At 68.5% G+C, this 14673-nt stretch carries 9 protein-coding genes; 6 read left to right on the top strand and 3 right to left on the bottom strand.

Annotated features, from left to right (window positions below; translation table 11 throughout):
• The first annotated feature begins 402 nt into the window (after nt 1-402).
• Together AB0M22_RS35250 and AB0M22_RS35245 are read left to right on the top strand one after the other, a co-directional pair.
• Entirely contained in the window at nt 403-2250 is a 1848-nt protein-coding gene (locus AB0M22_RS35250; protein WP_364736261.1) for an ABC transporter ATP-binding protein, read from the top strand.
• The gene (locus tag AB0M22_RS35245; protein WP_364736259.1) at nt 2247-3983 is read left to right on the top strand and encodes an ABC transporter ATP-binding protein; all 1737 of its coding nucleotides are present in this window, start codon (nt 2247-2249) and stop codon (nt 3981-3983) included. The genes AB0M22_RS35250 and AB0M22_RS35245 overlap by 4 nt, the downstream gene beginning before the upstream one ends.
• 10 nt (nt 3984-3993) lie before the next feature.
• Here AB0M22_RS35245 and AB0M22_RS35240 read toward each other — a convergent pair whose 3' ends face one another.
• From AB0M22_RS35240 to AB0M22_RS35230, 3 genes are all read right to left on the bottom strand, one after another.
• Nucleotides 3994-5382 (bottom strand): hypothetical protein, encoded by a 1389-nt coding sequence (locus AB0M22_RS35240; protein WP_364736257.1) that lies wholly within the window; start codon nt 5380-5382, stop codon nt 3994-3996.
• Nucleotides 5383-5549: 167 nt separating this feature from the next.
• Nucleotides 5550-6257, bottom strand: coding sequence for a siderophore-interacting protein (locus AB0M22_RS35235; RefSeq protein WP_364736255.1), 708 nt, complete (start codon nt 6255-6257; stop codon nt 5550-5552).
• A gap of 102 nt (nt 6258-6359) precedes the next feature.
• A complete protein-coding gene (locus AB0M22_RS35230) occupies nt 6360-6893 on the bottom strand; it encodes a hypothetical protein (RefSeq protein WP_364736253.1) in 534 nt (177 codons plus the stop codon).
• A gap of 140 nt (nt 6894-7033) precedes the next feature.
• On the opposite strand from AB0M22_RS35230, the gene AB0M22_RS35225 reads away from it, so the two are divergent.
• The 4 genes from AB0M22_RS35225 to AB0M22_RS35210 are packed head-to-tail and all read left to right on the top strand — an operon-like array spanning nt 7034 to nt 14529.
• Complete coding sequence (locus tag AB0M22_RS35225) at nt 7034-8320, top strand: SidA/IucD/PvdA family monooxygenase (protein WP_364736251.1); 1287 nt, start codon at nt 7034-7036, stop codon at nt 8318-8320.
• Between the two features lie 42 nt (nt 8321-8362).
• Nucleotides 8363-9316, top strand: a complete 954-nt coding sequence (locus AB0M22_RS35220; RefSeq protein ID WP_364736249.1) for a methionyl-tRNA formyltransferase — start codon at nt 8363-8365, stop codon at nt 9314-9316.
• 7 nt (nt 9317-9323) lie between these two features.
• The gene (locus AB0M22_RS35215; protein WP_364736247.1) at nt 9324-13532 is read left to right on the top strand and encodes an amino acid adenylation domain-containing protein; all 4209 of its coding nucleotides are present in this window, start codon (nt 9324-9326) and stop codon (nt 13530-13532) included.
• A gap of 7 nt (nt 13533-13539) precedes the next feature.
• The gene (locus AB0M22_RS35210) at nt 13540-14529 is read left to right on the top strand and encodes an ABC transporter substrate-binding protein (RefSeq protein ID WP_364736246.1); all 990 of its coding nucleotides are present in this window, start codon (nt 13540-13542) and stop codon (nt 14527-14529) included.
• The last annotated feature ends 144 nt before the right edge of the window (nt 14530-14673 follow it).

Below are 14673 nucleotides of genomic sequence, written 5' to 3'. Positions count from 1 at the left end.
CGTATGGATTCGAAACTAGCGATGTATGTGCGCTATCGGAGCTGGTCGGCCGTTCGTTCACGGAGCATTCCCCGGCGCGATGGGCGGCTGAAAGCCTCGGGTATTGCGGCGTTTTCGCAGATGTCGGGAACAAGTCCACAGTGCGACAACCAATTCGGCGATGAACACGGGCATTTCTGAATGGGGCCGGATGGATGCGAACCGTGCCCGAGACCGCGCTTCGATACGCCGGGTAGGCGCTGGGGCCTGCCCGGTCTACGTCGTCGAGGCTGCGACCGGCCGGAAACGGGTAGCACCCCGCTCGCGTCATGGATAACTTAGGCTAACCTACATTCCGGTCTGATCTTATGTGAGGATGAGTCCGGCCGGGGGAGGCACAACGATGGCGAGAGGCAGCAACTTATGACGGTGGAGGTCGCGCCGCTTCCGGCGGACGAGGCGGGGAACCGGCCGCCCAAGGCGGTGCAGAAGGCGCGCAAGCAGCAGGAGGCGCAGGCCCGCAAGGAGATCCTGGCGCCGGTCCGGCGCACCCTCACGCTGGCGAGCCTGATCATGGCTGTGGCCTCGGTGTGCACCGTCGTGCCCTTCGTGCTGATCGTCGAGGCCTGCCGGGAGCTGCTCGCCGAGCAGGTCGATACCGATCGGGTCTGGCGGCTGGTCTGGATCGCGATGCTCGTGCTGCTGATCCGCGGGCTGTTGCAGGCGGTCGCGCTCACCTGGTCGCACCTGGTGGACGCCGGCTACCAGCTCACCGTCCGGCGCGCGCTCGCGGCCAAGCTGACCAGGGTGCCGCTCGGCTGGTTCGGCGAACGCACCTCCAGCGAGGTGAAGAAATACCTCCAGGACGATGTCGAGGCCCTGCATTATCTGGTCGCGCACGCGCGGCTGGAGTTCGTCGGCGCGCTGATCGTGCCGGTGGTCACCCTCGGTTACCTGGTGACCGTCGACTGGCGGCTCACCCTGGTGCTGTTGATTCCCTTGCTGGCGTACGCGATCTCGCTCAGCAAGATGATGGATCAGGACAGCCGGGATCGGCTGGCCGTCTACAACCGGTGGGAACACCGGGCCCAGGAGGCGACCATCGAGTTCGTCGACGGCATCCAGGTGGTGCGCGCGTTCGGCCAGGCGGGCAAGGCGCACAGCGTATTCCAGGACGCGGTGGACGGTCAGGCACGCAGCCTGGATCGGTGGAAGACGCCGATGATCCGGCTGCAGTCCGCCTCCGACGTCGTGCTCGCCCCGGTGTTCGTGATGCTGCTGATCGTGCTCGCCGGGCTCGTGGGGGTAGGGCTCGACTGGTTCACCCCGCTCGACGTGCTGCCGTTCCTGCTGGTCGGTCTCGGTCTGGGCAGCTCGCTGCTCGGGCTCGGCTATGGCGGTCAGGCGCTACGTGCGGCCGGGGCCGCGGCCCTGCGGCTGCACGAATTGCAGCAGACACCCGAATTGGCCACCGGGACAGACACTTCGCCGGTGACGGCGGCGGAACAAGGTGTGGTTCGTTTCGAGTCGGTCGGCTTCGGCTACCGCACCGACCACCAGGTCTTGCACGATCTCGATCTCGAGCTGCGGCCGGGCACCCTCACCGCGTTGGTCGGGCCGAGCGGCTCGGGCAAATCGACCCTCGGCAAGCTGCTTCCGCGCTTCTACGATGTCGACTCCGGTCGAATCACCATCGGTGGGCGCGATATTCGCGACTACTCCACCGAAGAGCTCTATCGCACGGTCGGATTCGTCTTCCAGGACGTGCGGCTGATCCGCGGCACGATCCGGGAGAACCTGCGGCTGGCCGATCAGAGCGCCGACGACGAGGCCTTGGAACGGGCGGCGCGGGCCGCGCAGATCCACGACCGGATCATGGCGTTGCCGCGCGGCTACGACTCCGAGATCGGCGTCGACGCCAGCCTGTCCGGCGGTGAGGCGCAACGGCTTTCGATCGCCCGCGCGTTGCTCGCGGACAGCCCGGTGCTGGTGCTCGACGAGGCGACCGCGTTCGCGGACCCGGAGTCCGAGGCCGCGGTGCAGGACGCGCTCGCCGTGCTCGTGGCCGGCCGCACCGTGCTGGTGATCGCACACCGGCTGCACACCATCACCGGCGTGGACCGAATCCTGGTGCTGGAGAACGGAACCATCGTCGAGCAGGGCGACCATCTGAGCCTGCATACCGCCGGCGGCACCTACCAGCGGCTATGGGAAATCAACGAGGCGGCGCTCGGCGCCGTCTCCCTCATCGAAAAGGAGGCGGCGCGATGATTCGCAAGGTTCTCGGGCTCGTCCCCGACGAGTTCGCCCCGCTGACCCCGAAACTGTTCGCCGCGATCACCGCGCAGGCGTTGAGCCAGGCGGCCGCCTATCTGCTGCTGGTTCCGGTGCTGGAGTCGCTGTTCGATCGCGATCTCGGCCGGGCCTGGTTCTGGGCGTTGCTGATGATCGCCGCGGTCGCGGGCGTCGCGATCTTCGGCTATCTGCAAGCGGTGCTCGGCCTGCGCATCGCGGTCGGCATGCAGCTGCGGCTGCAGACCAGGATCGGTGATCACCTCAACGCGCTCCCGCTCGGCTGGTTCGAAACCGCCAATGCCGGAAAGCTGTCCAGGATTGCCGTGGAGAACGTGCGCGAAATCCAGGGCACCGTCGCGTATCTGCTCGCGAAGGTGCTCAACAGCGTGATCGTTCCGCTCGGTGTCGCGGTGGGCATGCTGTTCATCGATTGGCGGATCTCGCTGGCCATGCTGGTCTCGGCCCCCGTGCTGTTCGTGGTGAACAGTCTGGCCAACCGGGCCTACACCAGGTCCGACGAGCGGGTGCACGCCGCCGCGTCCGAGGCCGACGCGCGGGTGGTCGAATTCGCCCAGGCGCAGCCGGTGCTGCGGGCGTTCGGCGCGGTCGGTGCGGGCAACCGCGCCCTCGATTCCGCACTGCACCAGCAGCGTTCGGCGATCACCCGGATGGTGTTCACTGCGGTGCCCGGCCTGATCGTGTTCGCGCTGTTCGTGCAGGCCGTTTTCCTCGTGCTGGCCTACGTCGTGGTCGGCAGGTTCACCGACGGCGCGGTCTCGGCCGCGGCCGCGGTGGCGTTGATCGCGGTCAGCTCGCGGTTCATCGAGCCGTTGAATCAGGCCGCCCAGCTCGCGAACGGACTGCGTGCGGCGGCAGGCGCCGTCGGCCGGGTCGGCGGACTGCTCGACGAGCCGGTGCTGCCCGAGGCGAAAACCGCTGTCTCGCCGGGGCTTCCGGTGGTCGAGTTCGACAACGTGAACTTCGGTTACCGGCCGGGTGAGCCGGTGCTCGCCGACCTGACGTTCACCGTGCCCGCCGGCACCACCACCGCGATCGTCGGTCCGAGCGGCGCGGGCAAGACCACGCTGCTCCGGCTCGCGGCGCGCTTCAACGACGTGGACGCGGGCCGGGTGCTCGTCGGCGAGCACGACGTGCGCGACCAGCCGTCGGAGACGCTGCTGGACCAGCTGTCGCTGGTCTTCCAGAACGTCTATCTGTTCAATCGTTCGGTGGCGGACAACATTCGGATCGGCAAGCCCGATGCCACCGACGACGAGATTTGGCAGGCGGCGCAGGCGGCCAGGGTCGACGAGATCGTGGAACGACTGCCCGAGGGCCTGGACGCCGCGGTCGGCGAGGGCGGTGTCGCGCTCTCCGGTGGTGAGCGGCAACGGGTTTCGATCGCCCGCGCGCTGCTCAAGAACGCGCCGATCGTGCTGCTCGACGAGGCGACCAGCGCCCTCGACCCGCATAGCGAGGCGGTGGTCGTGCGCGGAATCCACCAGCTCACCAAGGACAAGACGGTCATCGTGGTCGCGCATCGCCTCGCGACCATCGCGCACGCCGACCAGATCCTGTTCCTCGATGGTGGCCGGATCGTCGAACGTGGCACGCACGCCGAGCTTTTGGCGGCGGGCGGGCGGTACGCCGACTTCTGGAACGAGCGTTCCCGGGCGGCCGGGTGGCGGCTGGAGCCGGTCGCGGTCTGACCGGACGGCCCTAGCGCACCGGACCGCCGTGGATGTCCCGGTAGTGCGCGGCGGCGGCCTCGACATCGCCGCGACCGCCGCCGAGCGGCTCCCGCAGGAACGCGGTCAGAATGTCGTTGGTCGCCCGCTGCGTTTCCCTGGGACCCCTGGCGCCGCCGATCATCTCGGCCATCAGCAACCTGGCCGGATCGGCGAGGAAGCGCGGGGCATCGGTGAAGCTGTAGTGATTGGCCTCGGCGATCTCGTAGCGGAAACCACCCGCCTGTAGGCGGTCGAGCAGTGCGCGATTGCCGTCCAAATAGGGTGCGCCGTGGCCGGTTTCCGCGTGATCGCTTTCCAGCAGGAGAAACGGTTTGGTCAACGACTGTTGCGGCAGCGTGCCGTACAGCGTGCCGTCGATGTTCGCGGCCGCTTTGATCCGTGCGTCGGTCGCTACGGCCGCGGCCGCGGCCGCGCCGCCGAACGAATGCCCGATCGCGGCAACATGTTCGGTGTCGAGGCGTCCGGAAAGCCTGGGGCCCATGATGTCCGGCCGTTGGAGCTGATCGACCACGAAGCGCAGATCGGCGGTGCGCACGTCGAGTTGCCCACTCATATAGCGGGATTGGTCCGGATCGTCGTCCAGAAAATGCTCCCGCGTGGTCGCGATGGTGCCATCGGCGAGTTCGGTGACCGCCACCTCGTACGGGTGGTCGACGGTGAGCACGATGAATCCGCGACTGGCCAGGTCGGCGATCAGCCCGGTGTAAAAGGCGCGCGGCGCACCGTATCCGGGGGAGAACAACACCACCGGCCAGCGCGACCGGTCGGAGTTGACCGGCACCTCGAGCAGGGCGTGCGTGTCGATCCGGTCATACCCGCGCATCAAGGCGCCGGGCAGCACGGTGACCCGCTCCGGCAGCCGGCCTTGGCCATCGATGTAGGCCGACCGCTTTCCATGCGCCGCGGGATCGGCCGGATACCAAGCCTGCACAACGACATTGCGGTGATCGTCCGGCGCGTCGGTGGCCGGTTCCGGCCGGTTCGGATCGACCAGCCGAAGGATCTCGGTGCCCACGGCATAGGACCCGGTCGGCCGAGGGAGATCGGGAACAGGAACCATCGCCCAGGCCAGCGCGGCAGGCGCCAGCAGGAGCGCGACGCCCACCCTTGCGACCGTCGTCCACCCGCTGACCCGCCATTTCGCCTGCCAGACAACGAGTCCGGTCGCCGCGCCGAGCAACAGATACGTCGGCGCGAACTGCCAATAGAACCCCTCGACCAGCCACTGCGCCAGGCACCCGGCCAGCAGCACGGGCAGCGCGACGGGTGCGATGCGCCGCGCGAGCGGTGCGGTGGCGACCGCCGTCACCGCGAATGCGACCGCGGCGAACCCGAGTACCGCGTCCAGGATCGACATGCCAGTTGACCTCCGCTCCGGCACCGGGCCGCGCAGGTGCTGCGCGAGCGGCTTCGAATCCGAGTTACAGCCTGGCGGACGAGGGTGTCGGCGCGCGTCGACAGCAGGTCGCGATCCGGGTCATCCTCTGGGATGAACCGACCCCCGCCGAACGGCGGACCGGCGGCTCACTTCCAGTAGGCGCGTGATTTGATCGCGGTTTTCGGCAGGCCGTGGGTGGTCTTGAGGGCCTTCACGATGGACCGCGTCGTGTGGCCGTCGCAGGCCACCCAGCCGTAAGCGTCCTTCGCGCAGGAGATCTCGTGCGCCTGCTCACGCAGCAGCCTGCCGTTGTCGACGCGCTGCACCCAGGTGACCTGGTGGTGCGGCTTATTGCGTACCGGCAGCGCGGTGTCGGATTCGTACTGCCATTCCAGCCAGACCCGCGCCGGGGTGTCGCCGATCGCGTCGAGCAGCGAGTTGACCGCGGGCAGCGAGGCGGTATCGCCGAACACGACGTACTCGCTCGGCGTCGTCTCGGGCAGCGTGAAGTCCGAGCCGAGCACGCAGGCCTCGATCTCGTCGCCGACCTGGGCCCGCTGCGCCCACGCGCTGGCCGGCCCGCCGTGCAGGGCGAATTCGATGTAGAAGTGGTCGTTCTCGGGATCCTGATCGACCAGCGTGTAGCCGCGCTGGTAGAGCTTGTCGCTCTCGGCGTCGGGTACCCACAGCCGGATCCACTGCGTGGGGTGCACGGGGTGCGCCGCCAGCAAGCCACCGGCGGTGAAGCCGATGCGCTGGTACTTGTCCGTGATGCTCTCGATCGAGGTGACCCGGAAGCTGTAGTCGTCCGCCCGCCAGGCCTTCAGGATGAGGCCATTGGCTCCTTTACCCATGCGAATAAGGCTAGCCTAAGTAAAGTAGAAAGTCGCGCGGTAGCCGGACGAGAACGGGCCCCGCGCGTTGCACGGGGCCCGATGTCGTTGCGGCGCGGACGATCAGCGCTGCTGGCCCGCGTAGTAGGCGATGGTGTCGACCGACTCGCTGGTCAGCTTCCAGGTGCCGTCGATCTGCCGCCAGGCGATCTGGATCGGCGGGAAGGTGCCGTAGCCGGGGACGGTGACCATCAGGTCGGCGTTGAGGGTGTCGCCCGCGGCGTTCGCGTTCTGCACGGTCCAGGTCAGGCCGGGCACGCTGCCCATCACGCCGCCGACCCGTTCGACGACCGCGAGATCGGCTTCGCCGCCTTCGAGTTCGGCCGCGCGGGCGGAGCGCGAAGCGCCGGAGTTCAACACCAGTGAGAGCTTGGAGTGCAGCTCGCCGGCCGACGGTGCGGCGGTACGCACGATGGATGGCGCTGCGGTCGCGGGAGCGGCGATGGCCACCGCGCCGAAGGCGCCGAGAGCGGCGGCGGTGAGGGCGATTGCTGCGGTGGCCGCGTGGGCTTTGCGCTTGATCATCTGCATTTCCATTCCGTTGGGGCGTGGTGGCGCCGGGCCTGGGTTCTTCACCACAGGGCTGGCACTGCCCATGAATATAAGGTAAGCCTATGCATATATGGGGCGGGTCGCCCGCCCGGCGTCGTGAGTTTCCGGACGCCGCCGACCGTCGCCGCAGCTGACGGCCCGATCCGATAGCTGTGCGGTGGCTGGAATCACAGATGGGAGAACCGGTGGACAGACTTCTCGTGGTCGGAGCTGGTCCGAAGGCGATGGCGGTCGCGGCGAAAGCGCACGTGCTGCGCGAGCTGGGCTTGCCGGCGCCGCAGGTCATCGTTGTGGAATCGCAAGCGGTGGGCGGCAATTGGTTGCCCAGCGGCGGCTGGACCGACGGTCAGCATCGGCTCGGCACCAGCCCGGAGAAGGATGTCGGTTTCCCGTATCACTCGACCTGGGCGCGCGGTCACAACCACGCGATCAACGAGGCCATGATGGCGTTCAGCTGGACGTCGTTCCTGGTCGAACGTGGTACCTACGCCGAATGGGTCGACCGTGGCCGCCCGAGTCCGTACCACAACATCTGGGCCAAGTATCTGCAGTGGGTCTCGCGCAAGACCGATCTCGAACTGGTGCTCGGCACGGTCGGCAAGATCTCCCCGACGGCCGACGGCTGGTCGGTCTCGGTGGCCGACGCGGACGGCTCGATCAGTGAGATCGAGGCCGACCGGTTGATGATCACCGGTCCTGGGCACTCGCGCCGCGCACTCGCCGAGCATCCGAAAGTGCTGAGCATCGCGGACTTCTGGGATCTCGTCGGCAAGCGCAGCCTGCCCGCCTCGTCGCGGGCCGCGGTGATCGGCGGTGGCGAGACCGCCGGATCGGCGATGGACGAACTGGTCCGCCACGACGTGCTCACGGTGTCGGTGATCTCACCCGCCGCGACCATCTACACCCGTGGCGAGAGTTACTTCGAGAACGCTCTGTACAGCGATCCGGCGAAGTGGCGTGCGCTGAGCATCCAGGAGCGGCGCGATGTCGTCCGGCGCACCGATCGCGGGGTGTTCTCCGTGCGCGTGCAGGAGAACCTGTTGGGCGACAGCCGGGTTCATCACCTGCAAGGCCGGGTGGTGCGGATGGCCGAGCAAGGGGAGGGAGTCGCGCTCACGCTGCGCAACGAGCTACGTCCCGACCAGGTGCACACCTTCGATCTCGTGGTCGACGCAACCGGCGGGCAACCGCTGTGGTTCCTCGAGCTGTTCGATTCCGACGCGGCGGATCTGGTCGAACTCGCCGTCGGCGGGCCGATCACCCAGGCGCGGATCGAGGCGTCGATCGGTCATGACCTCGCGGTCTCCGGTCTGGATGCGAAGCTCTACCTGCCCAATCTCGCCGGCCTCGCGCAGGGCCCCGGCTTCCCGAACCTCAGTTGCCTCGGCGAACTCTCGGATCGAGTGCTCGCCCCGGCGCCGACTCCGCCCCGGTTGATTCCCCAGGCCGCGATACAGCGAGCAAACCAGTAGGCTAGGCTAGCCTTACTTATATTCGAGGATGGGGTTCGGTTCATGCGCATCGTGTCGTTCGGCTTCCAGACCTGGGGCCGCAAAACCCTGCAGGCGCTGCTCGATTCGGAACACGAGGTGGTGCTCGCGGTTACGCACCCGGCCAGCGAACAGTCGTACAAGGCGATCTGGTCGGACTCGGTCGAGGAACTCGCTCGCGAGCACGGCATCCCCGTGCACCTGACCGAGCGGGCCGATGCCGCGACGATCGATCTGGTCAAGCGGGCCGAGCCGGACGTCATCGTGGTGAACAGCTGGTACACCTGGATGCCCGCGGAGCTCTACGCGATGCCGCCGTACGGCACGCTCAACCTGCACGATTCGCTGCTGCCGAAATTCACCGGGTTCTCGCCGGTGCTGTGGGCACTGATCAGCGGCGAGTCCGAGTTCGGGCTGACCGTGCATCGGATGGACGAGCAGCTCGACACCGGCGACATCCTGGTGCAGCGCTCGCTGCCGATCCCGCCGGACGCCACCGGAACCGAGTTGGTGCTCGCCGGGATGGACCTGATTCCGGGCGCGGTGCACGAGGCGCTGAGCCTGCTCGAGTCCGGCAACGCGGACTGGCGGCCGCAGAACAAAGCCGAGCGCACCTACTTCCACAAGCGTTCGGACCGGGACAGTCAGATCGATTGGCAGCGCAGCGCGGTCGACCTGGAGCGTTTCGTGCGCGCCCTGTCCGAGCCGTACCCACGGGCGTTCGCCTGCTATCGCGGTGAACGGATCGAGGTGCTCGCCGCCTCGGTCTCCTCGGCCTGCTACGGCGGCACCGCGGGCCGGGTCGTCGTGCAGGAGGGTGGCGGGGCCGTGGTGTGCGGGCCGGACCCGGTGCGTGGACACAACCGCGGCCTGGTGCTGACCCGGATCCGCACGGCCGACGGGGTCGAACACGACGGCGCCGAATTCTTCGCGCGCGGCGGCTATCTCACCGCCGTCCCGGAGTCGGCCTTCCGCTGAAGGAATCATGTCGACCATTGCGAACTCTCCGAATCGCCTGCCGGACAGCCGATCCGATCGGCCATCGGAGGAAAACATCGAGGGTGCGCGGTATCCGCTGTCGGCGGCGCAGCGGCGGGCCTGGTTCCTGCAGACCCGTGATCCGGCGGACACCACGCTCAATATCTGTATCGCGTACCGCCTGACCGGGCCGTTGGCCGTCGCGCGCTTGCGCGCCGCGGTCGACGCCGTCGTCGCCCGGCACGACATTCTGCGCACCACTTATGGATTGGGCGCGGACGGCGAGCCGTTCCAGCGCGCCCGCCCGGAGCTGACGCCGTCCTGGCAGGAACACGATCTGTCCGAGCTGGCCGAACCCAGCCGGGCCCGGCGGCTGGAAGTGCTGGCGCGCCGCGCGTTCGGCCGCCCGTTCGCGCTGGCCGACGAGGCTCCGCTGCGTATCACCCTGGTGCGCACCGGATCCGACGAGTTCGTCTTCATTCTGGTCGCGCACACGATCTGCTGGGACGACGATTCGTGGAGCGTGCTGCGCGCGGAGTTGAACGCCGCGTACAACGGCGCCGCGCCGTCCGGCCGCGCCACCCAGTTCGTCGAGGTCGAGGTGCTGGGCAACGACCCGCAGTCGGCCGAGCCCGGCGACGCCGCGGTCGACTACTGGCGCGGCACGCTGCGCCCGCTGCCGGAGTCGCTCGAGCTGCCCGGCAAGCCGAACGCCGCGGACACCGAGACCCGCCGTACCGGGCGCTGTGTGCTTCCGGTTCCGACTGAGCTGCTCTCCCGGGTGTACGCGTTCGCGGGCGAATACGACTCGACCCCGTTCGCGGTGGCGCTCGCCGCCTTCCACGCGCTGATCCACCGCTACACGGCAGCGACGGATTTCCTTGTCTCGGTACCGGTCTCGACCCGCGACGCGTCTGCCGTGTCGGTGATCGGCTACTTCGGCAACACCGTGCTGCTGCGGGCGGCGGTCCGGCCCGAGGACACCTTCGCGAATTTCGCCGCGGGCGTCCGCGACACCTGCGCCGCCGCGTTCGCGCATCAGGAGGTCGGCATCGATCGGGTGATCCGCGAGATCAACCCGGACCGCGGCAACGGCAGGGACGGCCTGGAGCAACTGGTGCGGGTCGGCTTCGGTGTGCGCGAGGCGCCGCGTGGCTTCGAGTTCGACGGCGTCACCGCCACCGGACTCGACCTGGTTCGCTCGGCGCCGCAGGTTCCGCTGCGGGTCACCACCGTCTTCGACGCGCAGGGCGCGCACGCCGAGGTCGAATACTGGGCCGACGAGGTCGAACCCGGACTCGCCGAGCAACTGCTCACGCACTACGTTCAGCTGCTCGACCGCGCGTTGTCCGCGCCGGACGAGCGGGTCGGCGATCTCGATATGTATGGCCCGCAAGATCATTCGCGGCTGCTGACCCAGTCGCACGGCGCGCTGGTAGACACCCCGGCGACCACGCTGGTCGCGCTGTTCGAACACGCCGTCTCGGCCACACCCGACGCGCTCGCGGTGGTGGCGCCCCGGCACGACCACGCCGCCGACGTGTCGATGACCTACGACCAGCTCGATCGACGCGCTAATCGGTTGGCGCATTGGCTGATCGGACAGGGCATCGGCGCCGAGGACGCGGTCGCGCTGCGGCTCGGCAACTCGGTCGAGTTCGTGGTCGCGGTGATCGCGGTGCTCAAGGCCGGCGGCGCCTACCTGCCGATCGACCCGGATGATCCGGACGAGCGCATCGAGGAGTTCTATCGCGACTCGACCCCCCGGTTGGTGTTCGGCATGGTCGAGTTCGCCGCCGCGGAGGAGTCCGCGGTCGAGCTGCCCGACCGCGCGCCGACCGATGCGGACCGGGTACGCCCGCTGCGACCCGGCAATCTCGCCTACCTCATCTACACCTCGGGATCGACCGGAAAGCCCAAGGGCGTGGCGGTTTCGCATGCCGCGATCGCCGAGCACCTGGAGGGCTTCCGCGCGGAATGGGGGATGACCGCCGACGATCGGCTGCTGCAGTCCTCGCCGGTCAGCTTCGACGCCTCCCTGCTGGATATCTTCGTCACCCTGACCGTCGGTGCGCGCCTGGTGATTCCGAAGCGCGGCGCGTTCCGCGACATCCCATACGTCGCCGATCTGATCACCCGCTGCGGAATCACCGTGCTGCACATGGTCCCGTCGACGCTGAGCACCTTCCTGCTGCTGCCCGAAGTGAGCGAATGGCGTGCGCTGCGGCACGTTCCGGTCGGTGGTGAGGCCTTGCTCGGCGAGATGGCCGACCGGTTCTCCGGTGTTTTCGACGCCGAGCTACGCAACCACTACGGGCCGACCGAGGCCGTGGTGTCCGCGACCCACATGCCGGTCGACGGCCCGCAGGGCACCCGGATCGTGCCGATCGGCGTGCCCAACCGCAATGTGTACTGCTACCTGCTCGACGAGCGACTGCAACTGGTCCCGCACGGCGTGGTCGGCGAAATCTATCTCGGCGGTGCGCAATTGGCCCGCGGCTATCTGCACCGGTCCGGGCTCACCGCGGAGCGCTTCGTCGCCGATCCGTTCCTGCCCGGTGCACGGCTCTACCGCACCGGGGATCTGGCGCGGCGCACCGCGGACGGGGTGCTCGAGTTCGTCGGCCGCGCCGACGCGCAGGTGAAGGTGCGTGGCTATCGCATCGAGCTCGGCGAGGTGGAGGCCACCATCGCGGCGCATCCCGGTGTCGGGCACTGCGCGGTGGTCGCGGTGGCGGATCGGTCGATCGGGATGATGCTCGCGGCCTACGTGGTGCCCGCCGCGGGCGAGCTCGACCTCGATCAGGTGCGGGCGCGGGTCGCCGCGAGCCTGCCCGAGTACATGGTGCCGTCGGCGTTCACGCTGATCGACGAGATCCCGCTGACCAAGCACGGCAAGCTCGACCGCAACGCGCTGCCGGAGCCGGTCCGGCTCGCCCGCGGCTATCGAGAACCGGGCACCGCCACCGAGATTCGGCTCGTCGAGCTGTATCAGGAGATCTTCGGCCTCGACCGGGTCGGCGCCGACGACTCGTTCTTCGACCTCGGCGGCCATTCGTTGCTGGCCAATCGATTGGTGCCGCGGTTACGCGCCGAGTTCGGGGTGGAGATCGACGTGCGGGTGGTCTTCGACCACCCGACGGTGGCCGGCCTCGCCGCGGTCATCGAGGCGACCCCCGTGGTGCCGCCGGAGGAGTTGACTACCGCCGAACGTGAGCGGCTGCTCGGCGAGTGGTCCACCGGCGTCGAGCTGTCCGATGTGGCCGATCTGGCCGAGGTCATCCGCCGCGGTTACGAGTTCCCCGGCGCTCGCCCCGCGATCCGTTGCGGGGCAAAGGCATTGACCTATGGTGAACTTTTCGAACGGCTCGCTGCCGGGCGACCCGACGAGGTCACGCCGGCCACCGATCTGGGTGACCGGTTGCTCCGGCTGGTCACGACGCTGGTCGGGCCGGCGAACGAATCCATCGACGGTACTTGCGATTTCGCCCTGCCTGCCGCCGAAGCGCTGGCGGTGGCCGTCGCGGACCGTCGAGCGGTGGCCGCGGACCGCCGTTGCGGGCGCACCGATCCGGCCTACAACGCGCGCGACGTCCGCCTGCTCGCGGTGCGGCGCATCGACGCGCGCGCGGCGGTCGAGCTGTTCGCCGCGCTGGCCGACGGCGCGCTGCTGATCGTGGCGACCGAGGCGCAACGGACCGATCCCGCCGAATTGGCCGCGCTGATCACCGAATTCGCGGTGACCCACGTGGTCACCGATCCCGGGACCGCGGCCGCGCTCGCGCAGGCCGCCGACCCCGGCTCGATGACCGTCTGCCGCTGGGACATCGCCGGAATCGACACTCCGGCAACCCTTCCCGCTTTGCTCGCGGCGACCGCACCGGGCTCGGTGGGCACGATCGCCTACGCGGTGCCGGAATACGTCGGCGCAGTCGCGCGCGGGCCGCTGGATGGCACCGGCCGGGTGCGCCCGATTCCCGGCGCGCGGGTGCTGGTGCTCGACGAACGAGGCAGGCCGGTCCGGCCGGGTGTCCTCGGCGAGGTTTTCATCGGCGGCGCGGCACTGGCTCGAGTTGGCGACGCGGCGACGGGACCGTTCCTGGCCGATCCGTTCGCGCCGGGATGGTTGGTGCGCACCGGTGATCGAGCGTCCTGGACCGACGACGGCTGGCTGGTCTTCGGCTCGACCAGGGGCGATTCGCGATATGAGGAGTAACGGAATGATGCTGGGCCGAAGAACGGCGGGACGAGGCCGTGGCGTGGTCGGCCGGGCTGTCGCGGTGCTGGCGGTGGGTCTGTTGCTCACCTCCGCCGCCTGTGGATCCGACGACAAGAGCGGCGGGGGTTCCGGGGAGGTCACCATCACGCACTCGATGGGCCAGACCGCGGTGAGCGGCACCCCGAAACGCATTGTCACGCTGGGTAACCAGTGGCTCGACGCCACGCTCGCCCTCGGCGTGACACCGGTCGCCTATGCCGACAACGTCTCGCAGGGCGGAAAGTCTCAGGTGCCGTGGGTGCCGGACTCGCTGAGCGAGGCCAAGGTGCTGAAGATGGGATCCGACGTGGTGGAGCAGATCGCCGCGCTGGAGCCCGATCTGATCCTGGTGCCCGGCTTCATGGTGGACAAGGCCATGTACGACAAGCTGTCCAAGCTGGCGCCGACGATCGGCCCGGTGACCCCGAACGCGCAGATCGACCAGTGGTCGGATCAGCTCGCGACGCTCGGCAAGGTGCTGCACAAGGAAGCCGACGCGGACAAGGTGGTCGCGACCGTCAACGGGCGCATCGACGAGGTGGCGCACCGCTATCCGGGCCTGCGCGGCAAGACCTTCCTCACCTGCATGCTGACCGGTCCGGCGCAGTTGATGGTGCTGGCCGATCCGAAGGACGGCTCGGCCGCGCTGTTCAACCGGCTCGGCATGTCCATCCCGGAGCGGATCGCGAAGGAGGCTCCGACCGGTGGCCGGCTGGCGCTGTCCCCGGAACGGTTGGGCGACTTGACCTCCGACATGCTGGTCTGCGGCGCGCTGCCCGCCTTCGCGGAGAAGTTCAAGCGCCTGCCCGGCTACGACGAGTTGCCGTCGGTGAAGAACAACGGCATCGCCTTCGTCGACGTGACGACGATCAGTGCCATCAATACGCCGACGCCGCTGTCGGTGCCCTATGTCCTGGACAAGCTCGATCCGACCTTGGCCGCTGTGAGCAAGTAGGCACATCTGGTCCGTTGGTCCGATCTGTTTTAGGATAGGCTAACTTTAATTCGGGGGTGGGTAGCTACGTGCTACCCACCCCCGACTGTTTGATCAGTACCCAGTGGCCGCAGCGGTTTTCCCGGTGTTGCTGCGGTGCTCGGA

It is taken from the genome of Nocardia sp. NPDC051756 (assembly GCF_040681495.1).
In the GTDB taxonomy this organism is placed as follows: Bacteria; Actinomycetota; Actinomycetes; order Mycobacteriales; family Mycobacteriaceae; genus Nocardia.
Note: the sequence above shows the minus strand (reverse complement) of the source record. Positions and strands in the feature narration are given on the sequence as shown.

Coding starts and splice junctions, on each gene's coding strand:
- AB0M22_RS35220 (WP_364736249.1), top strand. CDS start 8,363: ATGCGCATCGTGTCGTTCGGCTTCCAGACCTGGGGCCGCAAAACCCTG.
- AB0M22_RS35240 (WP_364736257.1), bottom strand. CDS start 5,382: ATGTCGATCCTGGACGCGGTACTCGGGTTCGCCGCGGTCGCATTCGCG.
- AB0M22_RS35235 (WP_364736255.1), bottom strand. CDS start 6,257: ATGGGTAAAGGAGCCAATGGCCTCATCCTGAAGGCCTGGCGGGCGGAC.
- AB0M22_RS35245 (WP_364736259.1), top strand. CDS start 2,247: ATGATTCGCAAGGTTCTCGGGCTCGTCCCCGACGAGTTCGCCCCGCTG.
- AB0M22_RS35210 (WP_364736246.1), top strand. CDS start 13,540: ATGCTGGGCCGAAGAACGGCGGGACGAGGCCGTGGCGTGGTCGGCCGG.
- AB0M22_RS35230 (WP_364736253.1), bottom strand. CDS start 6,893: ATGGGCAGTGCCAGCCCTGTGGTGAAGAACCCAGGCCCGGCGCCACCA.
- AB0M22_RS35215 (WP_364736247.1), top strand. CDS start 9,324: ATGTCGACCATTGCGAACTCTCCGAATCGCCTGCCGGACAGCCGATCC.
- AB0M22_RS35250 (WP_364736261.1), top strand. CDS start 403: ATGACGGTGGAGGTCGCGCCGCTTCCGGCGGACGAGGCGGGGAACCGG.